The 14,492-nt window shown below is 37.1% G+C and carries 16 protein-coding genes; 6 read left to right on the forward strand and 10 right to left on the reverse strand.

Going from position 1 to position 14,492, the window contains the following annotated elements:
* Window positions 1-66: 66 nt before the first annotated feature.
* Both recN and NMK36_RS03280 read right to left on the reverse strand, forming a co-directional pair.
* Window positions 67-1,797 (reverse strand): DNA repair protein RecN, encoded by a 1,731-nt coding sequence (recN, locus tag NMK36_RS03275; protein WP_254172976.1) that lies wholly within the window; start codon window positions 1,795-1,797, stop codon window positions 67-69.
* A gap of 51 nt (window positions 1,798-1,848) precedes the next feature.
* Complete coding sequence (locus NMK36_RS03280; RefSeq protein ID WP_254172977.1) at window positions 1,849-4,674, reverse strand: sensor histidine kinase; 2,826 nt, start codon at window positions 4,672-4,674, stop codon at window positions 1,849-1,851.
* Between the two features lie 246 nt (window positions 4,675-4,920).
* On the opposite strand from NMK36_RS03280, the gene NMK36_RS03285 reads away from it, so the two are divergent.
* Complete coding sequence (locus NMK36_RS03285) at window positions 4,921-6,048, forward strand: quinone-dependent dihydroorotate dehydrogenase (RefSeq protein ID WP_072720384.1); 1,128 nt, start codon at window positions 4,921-4,923, stop codon at window positions 6,046-6,048.
* A gap of 93 nt (window positions 6,049-6,141) precedes the next feature.
* Here NMK36_RS03285 and NMK36_RS03290 read toward each other — a convergent pair whose 3' ends face one another.
* Together NMK36_RS03290 and NMK36_RS03295 are read right to left on the reverse strand one after the other, a co-directional pair.
* Window positions 6,142-6,573, reverse strand: a complete 432-nt coding sequence (locus tag NMK36_RS03290) for a putative toxin-antitoxin system toxin component, PIN family (protein WP_072720383.1) — start codon at window positions 6,571-6,573, stop codon at window positions 6,142-6,144.
* Window positions 6,574-6,575: 2 nt separating this feature from the next.
* Window positions 6,576-6,839: a hypothetical protein gene (locus NMK36_RS03295; protein ID WP_072720382.1), complete on the reverse strand. Its 264-nt coding sequence runs from the start codon at window positions 6,837-6,839 to the stop codon at window positions 6,576-6,578.
* Window positions 6,840-6,886: 47 nt separating this feature from the next.
* Here NMK36_RS03295 and NMK36_RS03300 point away from each other — a divergent pair, with 47 nt between their 5' ends.
* Window positions 6,887-7,039: a hypothetical protein gene (locus NMK36_RS03300; RefSeq protein ID WP_186440410.1), complete on the forward strand. Its 153-nt coding sequence runs from the start codon at window positions 6,887-6,889 to the stop codon at window positions 7,037-7,039.
* Here the strand turns inward: NMK36_RS03300 and NMK36_RS03305 are convergent.
* Window positions 7,036-8,397, reverse strand: a complete 1,362-nt coding sequence (locus tag NMK36_RS03305) for an ATP-binding protein (RefSeq protein WP_254172978.1) — start codon at window positions 8,395-8,397, stop codon at window positions 7,036-7,038. The two genes, NMK36_RS03300 and NMK36_RS03305, sit on opposite strands and share 4 nt — an antisense overlap.
* 214 nt (window positions 8,398-8,611) lie before the next feature.
* On the opposite strand from NMK36_RS03305, the gene NMK36_RS03310 reads away from it, so the two are divergent.
* A complete protein-coding gene (locus NMK36_RS03310; protein ID WP_254172979.1) occupies window positions 8,612-9,070 on the forward strand; it encodes a hypothetical protein in 459 nt (152 codons plus the stop codon).
* A gap of 126 nt (window positions 9,071-9,196) precedes the next feature.
* Here the strand turns inward: NMK36_RS03310 and NMK36_RS28725 are convergent, their stop codons facing one another.
* The 3 genes from NMK36_RS28725 to NMK36_RS03320 are packed head-to-tail and all read right to left on the reverse strand — an operon-like array spanning window position 9,197 to window position 10,010.
* A complete protein-coding gene (locus NMK36_RS28725; protein ID WP_302184643.1) occupies window positions 9,197-9,328 on the reverse strand; it encodes a hypothetical protein in 132 nt (43 codons plus the stop codon).
* A 42-nt stretch (window positions 9,329-9,370) separates the two neighbouring features.
* On the reverse strand, window positions 9,371-9,706 hold the full coding sequence (locus NMK36_RS03315) for a DUF5615 family PIN-like protein (RefSeq protein WP_254172980.1): 336 nt from the start codon (window positions 9,704-9,706) through the stop codon (window positions 9,371-9,373).
* Window positions 9,690-10,010, reverse strand: coding sequence for a DUF433 domain-containing protein (locus NMK36_RS03320; protein WP_072720378.1), 321 nt, complete (start codon window positions 10,008-10,010; stop codon window positions 9,690-9,692). The genes NMK36_RS03315 and NMK36_RS03320 overlap by 17 nt, the downstream gene beginning before the upstream one ends.
* 168 nt (window positions 10,011-10,178) lie before the next feature.
* On the opposite strand from NMK36_RS03320, the gene NMK36_RS03325 reads away from it, so the two are divergent.
* Window positions 10,179-10,436: a hypothetical protein gene (locus tag NMK36_RS03325; RefSeq protein WP_072720377.1), complete on the forward strand. Its 258-nt coding sequence runs from the start codon at window positions 10,179-10,181 to the stop codon at window positions 10,434-10,436.
* A 63-nt stretch (window positions 10,437-10,499) separates the two neighbouring features.
* Here the strand turns inward: NMK36_RS03325 and NMK36_RS03330 are convergent, their stop codons facing one another.
* Window positions 10,500-10,769 (reverse strand): hypothetical protein, encoded by a 270-nt coding sequence (locus tag NMK36_RS03330; protein ID WP_254172981.1) that lies wholly within the window; start codon window positions 10,767-10,769, stop codon window positions 10,500-10,502.
* Window positions 10,770-10,790: 21 nt separating this feature from the next.
* On the opposite strand from NMK36_RS03330, the gene glgA reads away from it, so the two are divergent.
* Both glgA and NMK36_RS03340 read left to right on the forward strand, forming a co-directional pair.
* On the forward strand, window positions 10,791-12,266 hold the full coding sequence (glgA, locus tag NMK36_RS03335) for a glycogen synthase GlgA (protein ID WP_072720375.1): 1,476 nt from the start codon (window positions 10,791-10,793) through the stop codon (window positions 12,264-12,266).
* 344 nt (window positions 12,267-12,610) lie between these two features.
* Window positions 12,611-13,147 carry a hypothetical protein gene (locus NMK36_RS03340; RefSeq protein ID WP_072720374.1) on the forward strand — a complete coding sequence of 179 codons (537 nt, stop codon included), beginning with the start codon at window positions 12,611-12,613 and terminating at the stop codon, window positions 13,145-13,147.
* A 59-nt stretch (window positions 13,148-13,206) separates the two neighbouring features.
* On the opposite strand, the gene NMK36_RS03345 is transcribed toward NMK36_RS03340, so the two are convergent.
* Entirely contained in the window at window positions 13,207-14,472 is a 1,266-nt protein-coding gene (locus NMK36_RS03345; protein WP_254172982.1) for an RNA-guided endonuclease InsQ/TnpB family protein, read from the reverse strand.
* Window positions 14,473-14,492 lie beyond the last annotated feature (20 nt).

The following is a 14,492-nucleotide window of genomic DNA, read 5'->3' on the forward strand; positions in this document are numbered from 1 at the left end:
GCCACTACTATGTTCGCAAATTAATGAGTTTTATGGGTTATGAAAGAGTTTACATCCCCTGTCTCCCTATTTTTTCATCAATGCCGCTTGACTCAAGAGGGACTCGGCGAAGGCGATCGCTTCTTGGGCCGATTCTCCACTGGCCAATTGAGCGAGTTCTTCCCGGCGTTGGGGGGAAGTCAGGGGAGTGACCCGAACAACGGTTCGAGTTTCAGGATCAGTCCCCTCGGAGTTGAGATCACAGTCCGTTTGAATAGTTTCTTTCGTCACTCGAAAATGATGATCTCCCATAGCCGCCACCAGAGGTTGATGGGTAACACAGAGAACTTGATGGCGTTGGCTGAGTTGGTGGAGTTTCTGAGCAATGGCGGTGGCTACTCGTCCCGATACACCGACATCAATTTCATCAAATATTAAGGTTCCTGACCCGGCAATTTGAGAAAAACAAGCTTTCAAAGCCAAAAGAAACCGACTCATTTCTCCCCCGGATGCGATCGCGCCCAAGGGTTGGAGGGGTTCTCCGGGGTTAGGACTAAAGCAAAATTGAATTTGATCCGCCCCTAGGGCTGTGGGGGAAATCGGATGAAGTTCGACCTGGAATTTAACCATTTTCATCGCTAAAGGTTTCAATTCTTTAATTAAATGGGTTTCTAATTGATGGGCAGCTTTTTGACGCAGACTGGTCAACTGTTGACAGGTTTCTTTCAAGGTTTGCAGGGTGTGTTGATACGCTTCTTCAAGAGCTTCAATGGATTGATCTTCATCCTCTAAATCTTTTAATTCGGTTTGAATGCGTTCATAATATTCGATCACATCTCCTAAATTTTGCCCATATTTTCGACAAATTTGTTTCAAATCTCGAATTCGCTCTTCCACTTCTTCTAAGCGTTGAGGATCGGATTCTAATTGTTCGCCATAACTGCCGATTTGTCGTCCAGCTTCGGTAATTTGAGCCACCGCTTCACTGACAATTTCTAAAATCGGTTGCAGTTGGGAATCATATTCAACTAAATCCGTTAATTTACCTTCAGCTTGGCTTAATAAATCGGCGGCGGCTAACCCACTTTCATTTTGATATAAAGCTTGATAAATTTGATAGCTTTGTTGCTGAAGTTCAACAATATGATTCAGCCGTTGATGTTCTATTTGTAATTGTTCTAATTCATCGGGTGTTGTTAACGTTGCTGCATCTAATTCTCGAATTTGATAGGTTAATAAATCCAATCGTTGTAACCGTTGCTGTTCAAATTGACGGCGTTTTTCTAAAGCATGGCTACAGGTTTGAGCTTGGGTATAGGCAACAGAAACTTCTTTCCGAGCTTTGATTAAAGCTTGACCGCCATAGAGATCTAACCATTCCTGTTGGAGTTCGGGTTGACCTAATTGTAAGGTTTGTCCTTGGGCGGTAATTTCAATTAAGCGATCGCGGAGTTGATCAATTAATTTACGATTTACTAATACTCCATTGACCCGTGATCGACTGCGAAGTTTATCTCCTGAAATCACCACTTCTCGACTACAAACAATTAAGCTACCATCCACTAAATCAATTTCTTGTTCTGTTAACCAATTGAGCCATTTTTTTTCAATCTCGAATGTTGCTTCTACTAAAGATCGAGTAGCCCCCGTCCGAATTGAACGTCGGTCTACTTTCCCCCCTAAAACGGCATCAACCGCATCTAAAATAATGGATTTCCCGGCTCCCGTTTCTCCGGTAAAAACATTCAAGCCTGTTCCTAAATCTAAATCTAAATGATCAATGAGAGCAAAGTTTTCGATTCGCAAGGAAAGCAACATATTAAAACACTAAAATAAACTAAACAAGCTCAAATGAATTTAAAATATACTTCAACTTGAAGAAGATACGGGTAAAATAATCCGGGTGATCAAAGGTTGATTTTCTATTTTTTCTAGTAATAAGTTTCCTCCCATTTTTTCTAACATTTGTTGGCAAATTAAAAGCTGTTGACCCGGAGAAGACGTTAACAGAGAGGGAGCTAGTAAATCGGGATGGGAACCCATTTTTAACTCAATAATCAGTTGCGGGTTAATTTTACCATAATCTGTAATAAAAAGTTCTAATTCATGATCAGTACAAAGGCGACTAACAACCTCAATCATGCCTCCAGGTTCAGAACGGTGACAGGTTGTTAATAAAACTTCATAACAAACCAGTTCTAGTTTAATCCGATCTCCAATGACATTAAAATTCCCTTCTTGTTTGACAATAAATTGGATTTGTTTATTACGAATAATAGCATTCAATCGTTCCCGTACCCATCGTAATAAATTTGTAATCGGAACAATATCATGGTGATGATGAAGTCGCCATTGTTCTTGTTTAATTAAAGAACTGGTAGAAGCCAAAGCATTTCCCATCTGACGTAATAATTGTTGATAACGTAAATGGGAAAGTTGGGTTTTCTGAGGATCAGAACCTTGAAACGGAGAATTATTTAATTCGCTTAATTGTTTCAGTCCTCCGCCTACGGTTCGATATAATTCTTCTAAGCGCCGTTGTTTATACCAATTTAGCCATTGTAATTCTTCATGTTGGGTTTTTAAGGTGTCTTGAATTCGTAAATAGCGCCGTGACCAAGCAAATTGCATGACTAACAAATTTAACATGGTTAAAGAGATATGAGATTCATCATGAATTTGCTCTGGATCAGCAATAATTAAAAGACCTGTCGGCTGATGATTCTTGGCTGTGCGAAGGGCAGTCACTAATATTTTATCAACGGAACTGGTAAACCATTGTCGAGTATAGGCTGATAATTCCTGTACAGGCCACCAAAATAATTCTTCGGTTGATAAAGCGTGTTGAATTAAAGGATCTTTAGCTACCGTAATTAATCGTTCTGTGTTGATTGATAGAGTTGCTTGACGTGCCACACAACTGACAATTTTAGCTTTTTTTGCACCCTCAATCCAGGTTAATAATACAACTAAAGGACTTTGTAATAATTGGGCTATGTCTTGGGTAAATTGTTTTTCTATAGATGGTAATTGGTCTGTTTTTTGTAAGGTTAACCAACAATCCTCTAAAACTTGATTAAAGTCTTCATGAGATTGAATTTGTTGATTAAGTTGCCATTGATGTAAAATCACACTCAATTGTTGGCTAACAATTTTAACTAATTCTTGTTCGGTTCGATCCCAAGTGCGAGGAGATTCATGACCAATTACTAATAATTCTTGGGGAACTTTTTGCTGTTGATTTTTTCCGGTTGTAATATAACCATTAACTGGACACAACATCAGCGATCGCACTCCTGCATCCCGAAGCTGAGTTCGCCAGGATTTTAATTTTTCATCTTCCTCATAATTTTCAACCACTAAGATTTCAGTTTGATTTTTAAAGCGTTGCAAATCTTGATAAGTTAGAGCATTTAAAGGGGAAGGAATTGCCGTTCGATTTAACGGATAATGTTGATAAATAATCTTAAAGTCTTCAGTTTCAGGTTGATATTCTATTAATAAAAACCGCCCTGCATTTAATCGTTGACACAAAAGATTTGCTGTGGTTTTTAGAGAAAACTGCCAATCTTGATCATCCACAATTGCACGGGTAACTTTAGCCGTTAAGGATTGATCGAGTTCAATTTGTCGAATTTTGGCTTCCATTTCGGCTAAGGGTGCAGTTAAGGAAATTAAATGAGCAACCCCTCGCAAAAATTGTTTTTCATTTTCTTGCCAAATCCGAGGATGTTGTCCTTCAACGGCAATAAATCCTAACATTTCTTGATTAAAAACAATGGGAACCGCTAATAAAGATCGGGCGCGAATTTTCTCCATTAATCGTTCCGTTGTATCGGCTCTTAACGAACTATAAGACTCGCCAATAGAGACTAAATGATCGGAAATTAAAGCTTGATAAAATTCCCCTAAATCTTGTACCGTTACCCCAGAAGCAGCTTGTTTCATTAAACTGATACCGGGCATTTTTTGTTGATTACTCGCCCTTCGCCAAAAATACCGTCCTTCTCGATAGTACCAATAAACATTGGTGCGCGTAGGTTCAATAAATTCATGGGTAGTTTCTACGGCTACTTCTAAACAGCGATCTAAGGTATTTAGCGTTCTAAATTGAGTTAACAGTTTAAAGAAAGGTTGATCAGGTCGTTTTGTTTGTTGATACATCCAAGTTGTTTCAATTTGGAATAAAGAAGTGGCTAAGGTTCCTAATACCATTGAAATCAGTTCTTTTTCCATTGAACTCGGAGAAATTCCCCACTCACTTGAGCCTAATAAAGCCACACCAAAACACCGATCTTTGTAGCGCATGGGAAATAAAATTGAACCCTGAATATTAAAAGCTTGGGCTGCTTTTCGCCATTCCCCCGCACGGGTTTCTTCTCTTAAATCAGGAACAACCACAGGTCGCAATTCAATCACAACTTGTTCGAGTAAATCCCCAGGAGATAAAATAAATCTTTGTTTGAGTAACCATGAATCTTCTGTCGGGATAATTCCCCCTTTTCCCAGGAGGCGATGATCTAAGCGATCATATAAACCAATCCAAATTAAACTATAGTTAAACTCGGTTTTGATATAGTCTAAAGTGGTTTCGATTAAAACATCAACATTATCTTCGTCTTGTAGGGTCTGGAGGACACGCCCTAATGTCATGATGGGTTGATCTAATGCGATCGATTCTTCGGATAGACCCATAATAAACTCCCAAACCGTATACTCTAATTTAGGTTTAAAATTAAAAATTTAATGGAGATCTTCAACAAATGCAATCTTCTGGTATGGGGTCAAAAAATGCTTTCCCCGTTGATCTGGTTTCTCATCCCATCTTACCCTTAGTCTTTCACGATTTTGCTCAAAAAATACATTAAATTAAAATTTAACAATCAGGATTTAGGAAATCCCTGAGTTTTAATGTTCTGGACATGATCAGAGGAGACGATCTTGGATATTTACCGTAGCACTGTTAGACCCCTTTTATTCTATGGATTAAAGCTTGACCCCGAATGGGCACATCATCGAGCTTTACAACTCTTGAGTTGGATTGACCAAAATCAGTCTCAGTCTCCGATAAATTGGGTAGAATCTCAACTTAGACCCTCATTTTGTTTACAAGATGTCCGTTTACAGCAGAAATTATGGGGTTTAACGTTTAATAACCCTGTTGGTTTAGCGGCGGGTTTCGATAAGGATGGGGTCGCGGCGGGAATTTGGCAAAGTTTGGGATTTGGATTTACAGAATTAGGGACTGTTACCCTCCATCCGCAACTAGGAAATCCGCAACCTCGATTATTTCGATTAGTTGAAGATCAAGCGGTCTTAAATCGCATGGGATTTAATAATCAAGGGGCGGAAATATTGGCGCAACGGTTACAAGAAAAACGCCAACAACAATTGATGATTCCCGTTGGAATTAATTTAGGAAAATCTAAAATTACTCCCTTAGAAGTCGCCGCAGAAGATTATTTAGGGAGTTTTAAATTGTTAAAGAATTATGGAGATTATTTTGTTGTGAATGTTTCTTCTCCGAATACCCCCGGATTGCGATCACTCCAAGATGCTGAACAATTAAGTAAAATTATAGAGGTTTTAAAAACGGAAAATACAGACAATAAACCGATTTTTATTAAAATTGCACCGGATTTAGAATGGGATGCGATCGCTGATGTTGTTCATTTATCTCAAACCTATAAAATAGCCGGAATTATTGCGACGAATACCACCATAAAACGGGAGGGATTAAACACCCAATGGCTACCCCAAACTGGAAGTTATATTACTGAAGAAGCCGGAGGAATTAGTGGCGCTCCCCTGAAGAAACGGTCTACAGAAGTGATTCGTTGGATTCATCAAAATACCCAAGGACAGTTACCCATTATTGGCGTTGGGGGAATTTTTACCGCCGATGATGCTTGGGAAAAAATCACCGCAGGGGCTTGTTTAATTCAAGTCTATACGGGTTGGGTTTACGAAGGGCCAGGAATGGTTAAAAGAATATTAGAAGGACTCTTACAGAAATTAGATCAATATAAGTTAAAATCTATTTCTGAAGCCGTTGGTTTTAAGCCTTAATCATAGATAGGGAATAGGGAATAGGGAACAGTAAGCTGTTAAAGGTTTTCAGGATTTAGAAATTTCAAACCCCTTTTTGCGTAGTGCTATATCCTAACGCAAAAGAATATTTAAGAATAAATCTGGTGATAAAATTTGTGTCCGATGATAATGTTTTAAGGGTAAAATATGTTGCTTATCCAAAGATACTAAATAATCTGCGCCGATTTCATAAGCAGCAGCTAAAAATATATTATCATCAGGATCAATGTTGTCCAATGTTGTTGCCTGATAAATGCCTTTAACATGAATAGCTGTATAAAAAATTGCTGCTAAGATATCCTTAATATCAGTTTTATCAATATTCTTTTCTAATAATTTACAAACCAATTCTTCTAGAAGTTGAGGTGAAATAGCCAACTTAAATCTACCTTGTTTCCAATATTGAATGATTTGACAAGGCGCGCTATTTCTATTTTTACTCAGGAAAGCTGAGATCCAAACAGATGTATCTAAAATAACTAAAGGTAATTGTTTTACTGCCATTATTATTCAAGATTTTCCTGACATATTTTTGTACAAACTGCATCAAATCTTCCCCAAACTTTATCATAACAATTGTCGGACATTGATAAAACCTCTAACAACGTTTCAGAGATAATTTCTCTCGCTTGTTTTTTCTGGTTTAATTTTTCTATTTCTAAGCCTTGACTGTTTAATTGTAGGCTTAATTGTTGGAGTAACCATTGTTTATCCTCAAGGGATAATTGATTGATTTTTTCGGCAAACTCACGAACTTCTAAAGAGGGCATAGTAACTCACCACAAATAAATATTGATAAATTTCTCCTATTATAGCATTGCTTTGTAGAATTGAAACTTTACTTGAGAAACAAAAGCAAGCAGTATTAACTATTGAAGAAGAAAAAGAATTAGATGGTTATGAAGAATTAGATGATTATTTAAGTTTAGTAAATCGGACAATTCGCGACCTTTATTTAAGTCAAATTTAGTGGGAAGTATTGACAGGTGTTCTCCAATGTTCCTGAAAAAGTAAAGACAAATTAAATAAAATTGGATCAGCTTTAATTTTACTAACTAAATACCGTTGCTGTAAAGATTGTAACCCATTAATTAAGTCTATTGAGGACAAGTCTAAATGTTGTCTTAACTCTTCTCTGGATACAGGTTGATCAAATTTGCTCAATTCTACAACAATTTTCTGTTCAACGGGTGATAATCTGTTAAATAGCTGGTTAAAGTGCGATCGCATTTCTTTAGTAATGACCAAACTATCCTCAGCTAAAAACTCAGCCACATCCCCATCAAAAACATCTTTAATTAAAACAGCAACATCTTTCAAATACATCGGATTTCCTTGATATTGTTCAATCAATTTCAAGCTGCTATCCTCATCTGTTTTTAATCCCATCCCTGACAATATTTCTTCATTCTCTAAACCCGATAATTTTAAAGTTTTTATCGGATATAGTTCTTCATCCAAACAATTCATTTCTGCACATTGTTCTTGACTCATTAAAATTAGATGACTTTGATGTTCTGTTTCTGTGATCAGTTTAAAAAAATTTTGATAATCTTGATAAACACTTTGATATTGTCCAGAAAGTTCACCTTGGGTAAAGATATAATGAACATCATCAAGGATCATCAAACATTTTTTATCTGTGAAAATATCAAATAATTGTTTTAAATTGTCATTTATAGTTGCTTTTAATTCTTGTTTAAAAGTATTTAATATATCATTAATAAATAATTCTAAAGGTTTGGGATATTTTAAACTTTTCCAGATGACTACCTCAAATTTATCTAGGTGTAAATCAACAAATCTTTTAACTAAAGTCGTTTTCCCTATTCCAGATAATCCTAAAACTGAAATCAAACGAATATTATTATCTAATATCCAACTCAAAAGGGTTTTAAGTTCTGATTCTCTATTATAAAAATTGATAATTTTAGGAGTTAACGTTAAATCATAGTAAGGTGATTGAGATTTTATATTAGTTTCTCGATTATTTTTATTGGGGTTATTTAAAGTTGGTGAACTAAAAGTAAAATTATGATTAGTACCAATACAAATATTTTGTGATGATTCAATATAAACTCTTTCTAATGTAGAACGAAAATTATTTTTTTTAATATCTTCACCCAATGCTTGAGATAAAAGTTCCCATAATTCCGCACCTACATCACTAGCATAATTTTTATTAACATGACACTCATGGGCAATATTATCATAAGTTTGTCTTTCCCAAGTTCCTTCAACAATAGCCCTTTGAACATCATCAAGGTGTTTTCCAGTTTGTTCAAAAACAAGACGATCTACAAATTGTAACACTTCATTTACATCCATCGAATGTATATAGGATAAAGGTTTTGAGCATTATAGCTGATCTTGATCCCAATTTTTCCTAACTTTTCTGTGTTTTTGCTCAATATTTTGTAATAAAAGTTCCGTGAAAATCTGTTTTTTTCCCAGGATTAATTTTTTAAGCAGACTTTAGAATAAAGGTGTCTAAAACTAGAAGTAATTATGGCGTTCCTACTCGTTAGTGGGGAAGAAATCAATGAATAAAAAAGCGATCATTTTGTTACTCAGTGGTGCTTTAGCATTAGGTGGGGCTGTTATCAAAGGAAGCCCAAATGCTAATGCTAATCTACCGGAAACCCCTAGAATTAATGCTTATAATACAAGTATTATTCTCAAATCGAATAACCCTAGTATTATAGCACAGTCTGGGGATAGTCCCTGGAATCAGAGAATTTCTCCGAAAACTTACACTAACCCTGACACTGGCCAAGACTTATGTTTTTATTATGCGTCATCACGCTGGGCACCATGTCCAGGCCAAGGAGATGTGATTATTAGACCTCAAAATGCCAAATGTCGGGGTGCTTCAACAGTCAATGATGTGATGCTTGGATGTCCAGCATCTAAATGTATTATAGACCAAATCGGCGACAATGCTGAACGCGCTATGGGCATCGGTTCTGGTGGTACCCCCCCGTGTGATGGTTTACCTTAGTAGCCAATAAATCTTAAGAAACCGGGTTTCTATCATTATCTTTGTTTCCTCACCGAGAGATTGATAGAGAAACCCGGTTTCTGACCACCACTCTACTCATTTACGAATCCCATTTTTTGGCTATTCTTAAGGAATCATCACTTTCAAATTTAATAACTGAATTTGTGATAATTCTTGCCGAGATTTTAGGTGGTATTGATCACTAGAATCAACTAAAGCATAAAGAGGAATTGTATCAGCAATAACCGCTTTAATCATGACTCACTTAATAGAATATTAGCTAATAAAAGATGACATTTTCTACAAAAATTCAATATTGTTGTACATATATTCAGGTTCCAAACATTCCCAAATCAAAACTAAGTCACCGATGATTTTTCCAATTGACTGACGTTTTTGGCGAGTATAAATAATACCACAATGTTCAATGTCTGTAGAAGCTAATCTCAGAAAATCATCATCAAAGGTGAAAATCGCTCGTTGTTGAGATAAAGCATAAGCTAATTGTTGTTGATCAGATACACCAATTAACCCTTGTTCTGGAGAAGTTGTGACATCAATTCCTCTCATTCTCAAACCATTTGCGATCGCATTACTCACATTTTCATCAAGATGAAATTTAATCTTGTTTAACATTTTCACCCTTTAATAGTTTTTGAATTAAAGAGGGTTGATTTCCTTGTAATTCTTTAGCATAATCTTCTCCTGCTTCAATTTGTTGTCTAATTTCTTCTCGATGGTCATGGTAATAAGTTAAAGCTGCATAAACATCGGCTAAGGTAATACTAGGATGGTGATAAATAATTTCATCGGGTGACATTCCCATTCTTTCATGCCAAATTACGATATCTTGAACTTTAATTCGATGTCCAGCAATACGAGGTTTTCCACCACAGATTCCTGGAGTTATGTCAATATGTTGTGAGATGACTGCTTTCATAAAAGTAGGATGGGAGTATTGATATTTTTTTACCATTATAGCATTATTTTAAATATTATGCTAATCTACATAATAGATAAATTTTCCCTGATTTTTCTAAATCTGGACATTAGCAATATGCTGACAGTTCCATCTCTACAATAAGATCATGATAAGAGGGTTAAACCTATGGCGATCGCACAAATTGAACATCTTATTCGTTATGTCACCAATGCCGAGGGCGAAACAACCGATGTTCTTGTTTCTATTGAACTTTGGCAACAACTGATGAATACAATAAACTCTGATCCTGTTAGTGGTTTAGCTTGGATTGACGAACAAGAACCAAAAGCCCAAATATTAGCTGACCTACAAGAATCTATGCGACTTGCTACAACAGGAGAAACCTTTCCAGTATCAAAATTTTGGGAATATACCACTGTTTAAACTTAGGCTAAAAGTTCGCTAGATGTTAATAAATTTCTAATATTATAACATAATAAAGATGACTTAAGAAACCGGGTTTTTGACCCCTAGCAATAGCGTTGAGAAACCGGGTTTCTGCCATAACTTTTGTTTCTCAACCGAAAGATTGATAGAGAAACCCGGTTTCTGACCACCACTACTTAAAAAACCGGGTTTCTGTCGTGATTTTTGTTCCCTCACCGAAAGATAGCTTAAGAAACCGGGTTTCTGGCCTGCAATACCTCGAAAAAAATCATCCTTCAGGGGTTTACTATTGTAGCCAACCTGATTACTATGGGGGAGACAAAACATCACGGTTTGGAGTGAGGAAACAGGATGTACATCGTACAAATTGCCTCTGAATGTGCCCCGGTCATTAAAGCGGGAGGCTTAGGCGATGTTGTGTACGGACTCAGTAGGGAGTTAGAACTGCGGGGTCATACCATTGAGATTATATTGCCCAAGTACGACTGCATGAGGTATGACCAAATATGGGGACTTCATGAAGCCTATCAAGACTTATATGTTCCCTGGTTTGATGGTGCCATTCACTGCACGGTTTTTTGTGGTTGGGTTCATGGACGGTTATGCTTCTTTATTGAACCTCACTCCGAAGATCATTTCTTTGACCGAGGTTGTTATTATGGTTGCGTCGATGATCATCTAAGATTTGCCTTTTTTAGCAAAGCAGCATTAGAATTTTTACTTAAATCTGGAAAACGTCCTGATATTCTCCATTGTCATGATTGGCAAACGGGTTTAATTCCAGTCATGTTGTATGAAATGTACAAATATCATGGCATGGAAAATATCCGAGTTTGTTATACCATCCACAACTTTAAACATCAAGGAATTGCTGGCACAAATATCCTTTGGGCTACGGGATTAAACCGAGAATCCTACTATTTTGAATATGACCGTTTACGCGATAATTTTAACCCCTTTGGCTTGAATTTTATGAAGGGGGGAATTGTTTACTCTAACTTTGTAACAACGGTATCTCCTAACCATGCTTGGGAAGCCCATTATGGAGAATTTGGTTATGGCTTAGGACATACCCTAGAACTACATCAACATAAATTTGGTGGAGTATTAAATGGGATTGATTATGAGGTTTGGAACCCTGAAGTTGATCGATTTATTCCTGAACAATATACGCCGAAAACTTTAGAAGGAAAACAAAAGAATAAAAAAGCTTTACGCGAACGCTTATGGTTAAGTCATGAAGATAAACCTCTTATTTGTTATATTGGTCGCTTAGACGATCAAAAAGGGGTGCATCTGGTTCATCATGCCATTTATTATTCACTGCATCGACAAGCTCAATTTGTGTTATTAGGATCGGCAACGGAACCCGGTATTAATGCTTGGTTCTGGCATGAAAAGAACTTTTTAAATGATAACCCCGATTGCCATTTAGAACTAGGATTTAATGAGGAATTATCCCACTTAATTTATGCGGCTGCCGATATTATTGTGGTTCCGAGTAATTATGAACCTTGTGGGTTAACTCAAATGATTGGGTTAAAATATGGGGCTGTTCCCGTTGTTCGCGCGGTTGGTGGTTTAGTTAATACGGTTTTTGATCGGGATTATGATCAATATCATACACCGGAAAAACGCAATGGCTATGTTTTTAATTACACCGATTTTCAAGCCTTAGAATCCGCAATGGATCGCGCTATTGGGCTTTGGAATTACTATCCTGATGAATTTGAAAAATTGAGAATTCAAGGCATGAATTATGACTATTCTTGGAACCAACCCGGAACAGATTATTTAGCCATTTACGAATTCATACGGCACAAATAATGATGTAGGGGGGGTTCAGTCAGGGTTTTTTAGAACCCTAAATAAAGATGATAACCCTCCCTTTTCTGCTAATGTTTTGTAAAAAAACTATTAATAATATTAAACGGTCGTTGATCAATCTATAGAAATGTAAAGTCAAATTTTCCAATTTTCCAAGTGTCTACTTCCTCATCAACCCATAACCCATCTGAAATCCTAACAAACTCAAGCAACATCAGGGTTTTCCCTTTTCCTAGACCCTGATAAAACCCCTTGAGCACTGTAGAACTTAGAATAGTAGCACTCATCGGTCAGAAAGCAATAAAACCCCTGCGTAGATTGAAATCAAAGCATTAGGAAAATGTATGATTTCAAGCCGAGTTCGCACCTTTTTAATTGCCACCATTTTTCCCTTCATGATTAGTTTATTTATTCCCATACCAGGAACAGCGCAAACACCCAGTAGTAATGGGAATACCGATGTATTTATCCTCAAAACTCAAGATGCGACCAATGATCTATCTAATGTTTCGGTGATTTCTAATTTTGATTGGTTCAATGATGGAGATAAAATTGGTTTAACCGATGGCCTCACTGAATCTGATTTAGACTATCTGCAATTGATGGATTTTGATCAGGATGGACGTTCAGATGATGCCATTATTAAAATTAAATCTACTCAGGAAATTTTAGGGGTTGTTTTAAATGCTGATGATTTTGTTTTAGAAGGGGAATTTGTTGTGATTCCTTCCTTGACAACTCAACCAATTGCTTGCTTACCTAAAGCCAATATAAGCACCTGTCAAGTTCCGGCTTTCAATGCTACTATATTGCCATCTTCGTCCGGTGTCAATCGATTAGAAAGTCCTCAACAAAAAGCTGAAATCAGTCCTAAAAATTGAACCTTGCACATTGTTATAGACCTCTTTGACACTCCTCGCGAATCAAGCGACGAGGATTCTTAAAAGAGATTAACCCTTAAAGGCTGTGCCAAACAGCCTCTAAACTGTCCGATTAACTCATCCAGCTTACTTGTGTGTTTACGCAAAATATTCAGTGCGCCATTAGCATCAGCGTTAACAACCCATCCTTGAGCGGTGCGGTACAATCCACGCTTAATGCGCTTGCCACTAAATTTATAGGTTTTAGGATTGTCAGCATTCCAAACAGGCAAAACATCGACATCAAGCGAACTTGCTTTACTGGTGTACGACTCTTCCTGTTCAATTACTTTAATTCCGTACCGTTCGCAGAGGCTTTCCAGCTTGCGCTTAAAGGTAAAAACAGGAATTTGAGTAAAGTTCTGATTGTTGCGTTTACCTATATTTATCAACTGTTTCAGGTCAGGGTTGTACCCCACAACAATCTTGCTGATATTTCGTTTGATGCACCAGTTCACAACGTATCGAGCAGATTTACTCAGAAAATCTTGGACTTGATGATTTCGACGATTCAGTAATGCTGCCTGTCGATGTGTCAAGCCTTGGACTTTTTGCAAATCCTTAATTGATTGCAATCGTGCGTTTTCCTTGTTAAACCATTGATTGATCGATTTAATCTTTCTCCCATTCAGGATAAATGATTCTTGAGTAGTGCTAACGCAGGTTGCAAAGTTGTTTAAACCCAAATCAATACCGAGCATTTCTTGGGATGGTTCCACTTGTTTTTCTTCAGCCCCTTCGTAGACAAAAGCTGCATCAAAATATCGCCCTCCTGTTTTTGGGAGAATGCGAATCTCTTTGATGTTGAAGCCTCTAAGTCTCTCAGGAATTGTAAAAGAAAAAGTTCCAACCTCCCGCCTGAATTTACGAGAAGTTGGAACTGTGAATACCCAATTCTTGCTAGGCATCTTTTCAAGATCTCTGGGTCGAATAGGAATAACCAACAGAAAGTATCCATCTTTCGGTAAGTAGCCAGGAATGTTTACCTTCACATTTAACTCTCCACGCTGTTTCATTTGAAGCAGTTTGAAGAATGATTGAAACGAGCGGTCAACTATTTTCAATGTTTGTTGAGCGATATCAGTTGCTAACAATTCATAGTTTTCATTTCCTTTGGAGTGATAATAGTTGCCCTCGTAGCGGAGATGCTTTCGTTCCTGAAAGAAATACTGGCGAACGTTGTACAGACCTACATTGAACATATTTTTGCTCAATCTGCAAAGTTGTCTCGCAATCTCCGATTCCTGCTTATTCAGCTTCAAACGATTGGTTTGAGTGAGAAGCATTTTGACTTTCCGCTAAGGAT

Origin of the sequence: Planktothrix pseudagardhii (assembly GCF_904830925.1) — a bacterium.
GTDB classification, from domain to species: Bacteria; Cyanobacteriota; Cyanobacteriia; order Cyanobacteriales; family Microcoleaceae; genus Planktothrix; species Planktothrix tepida.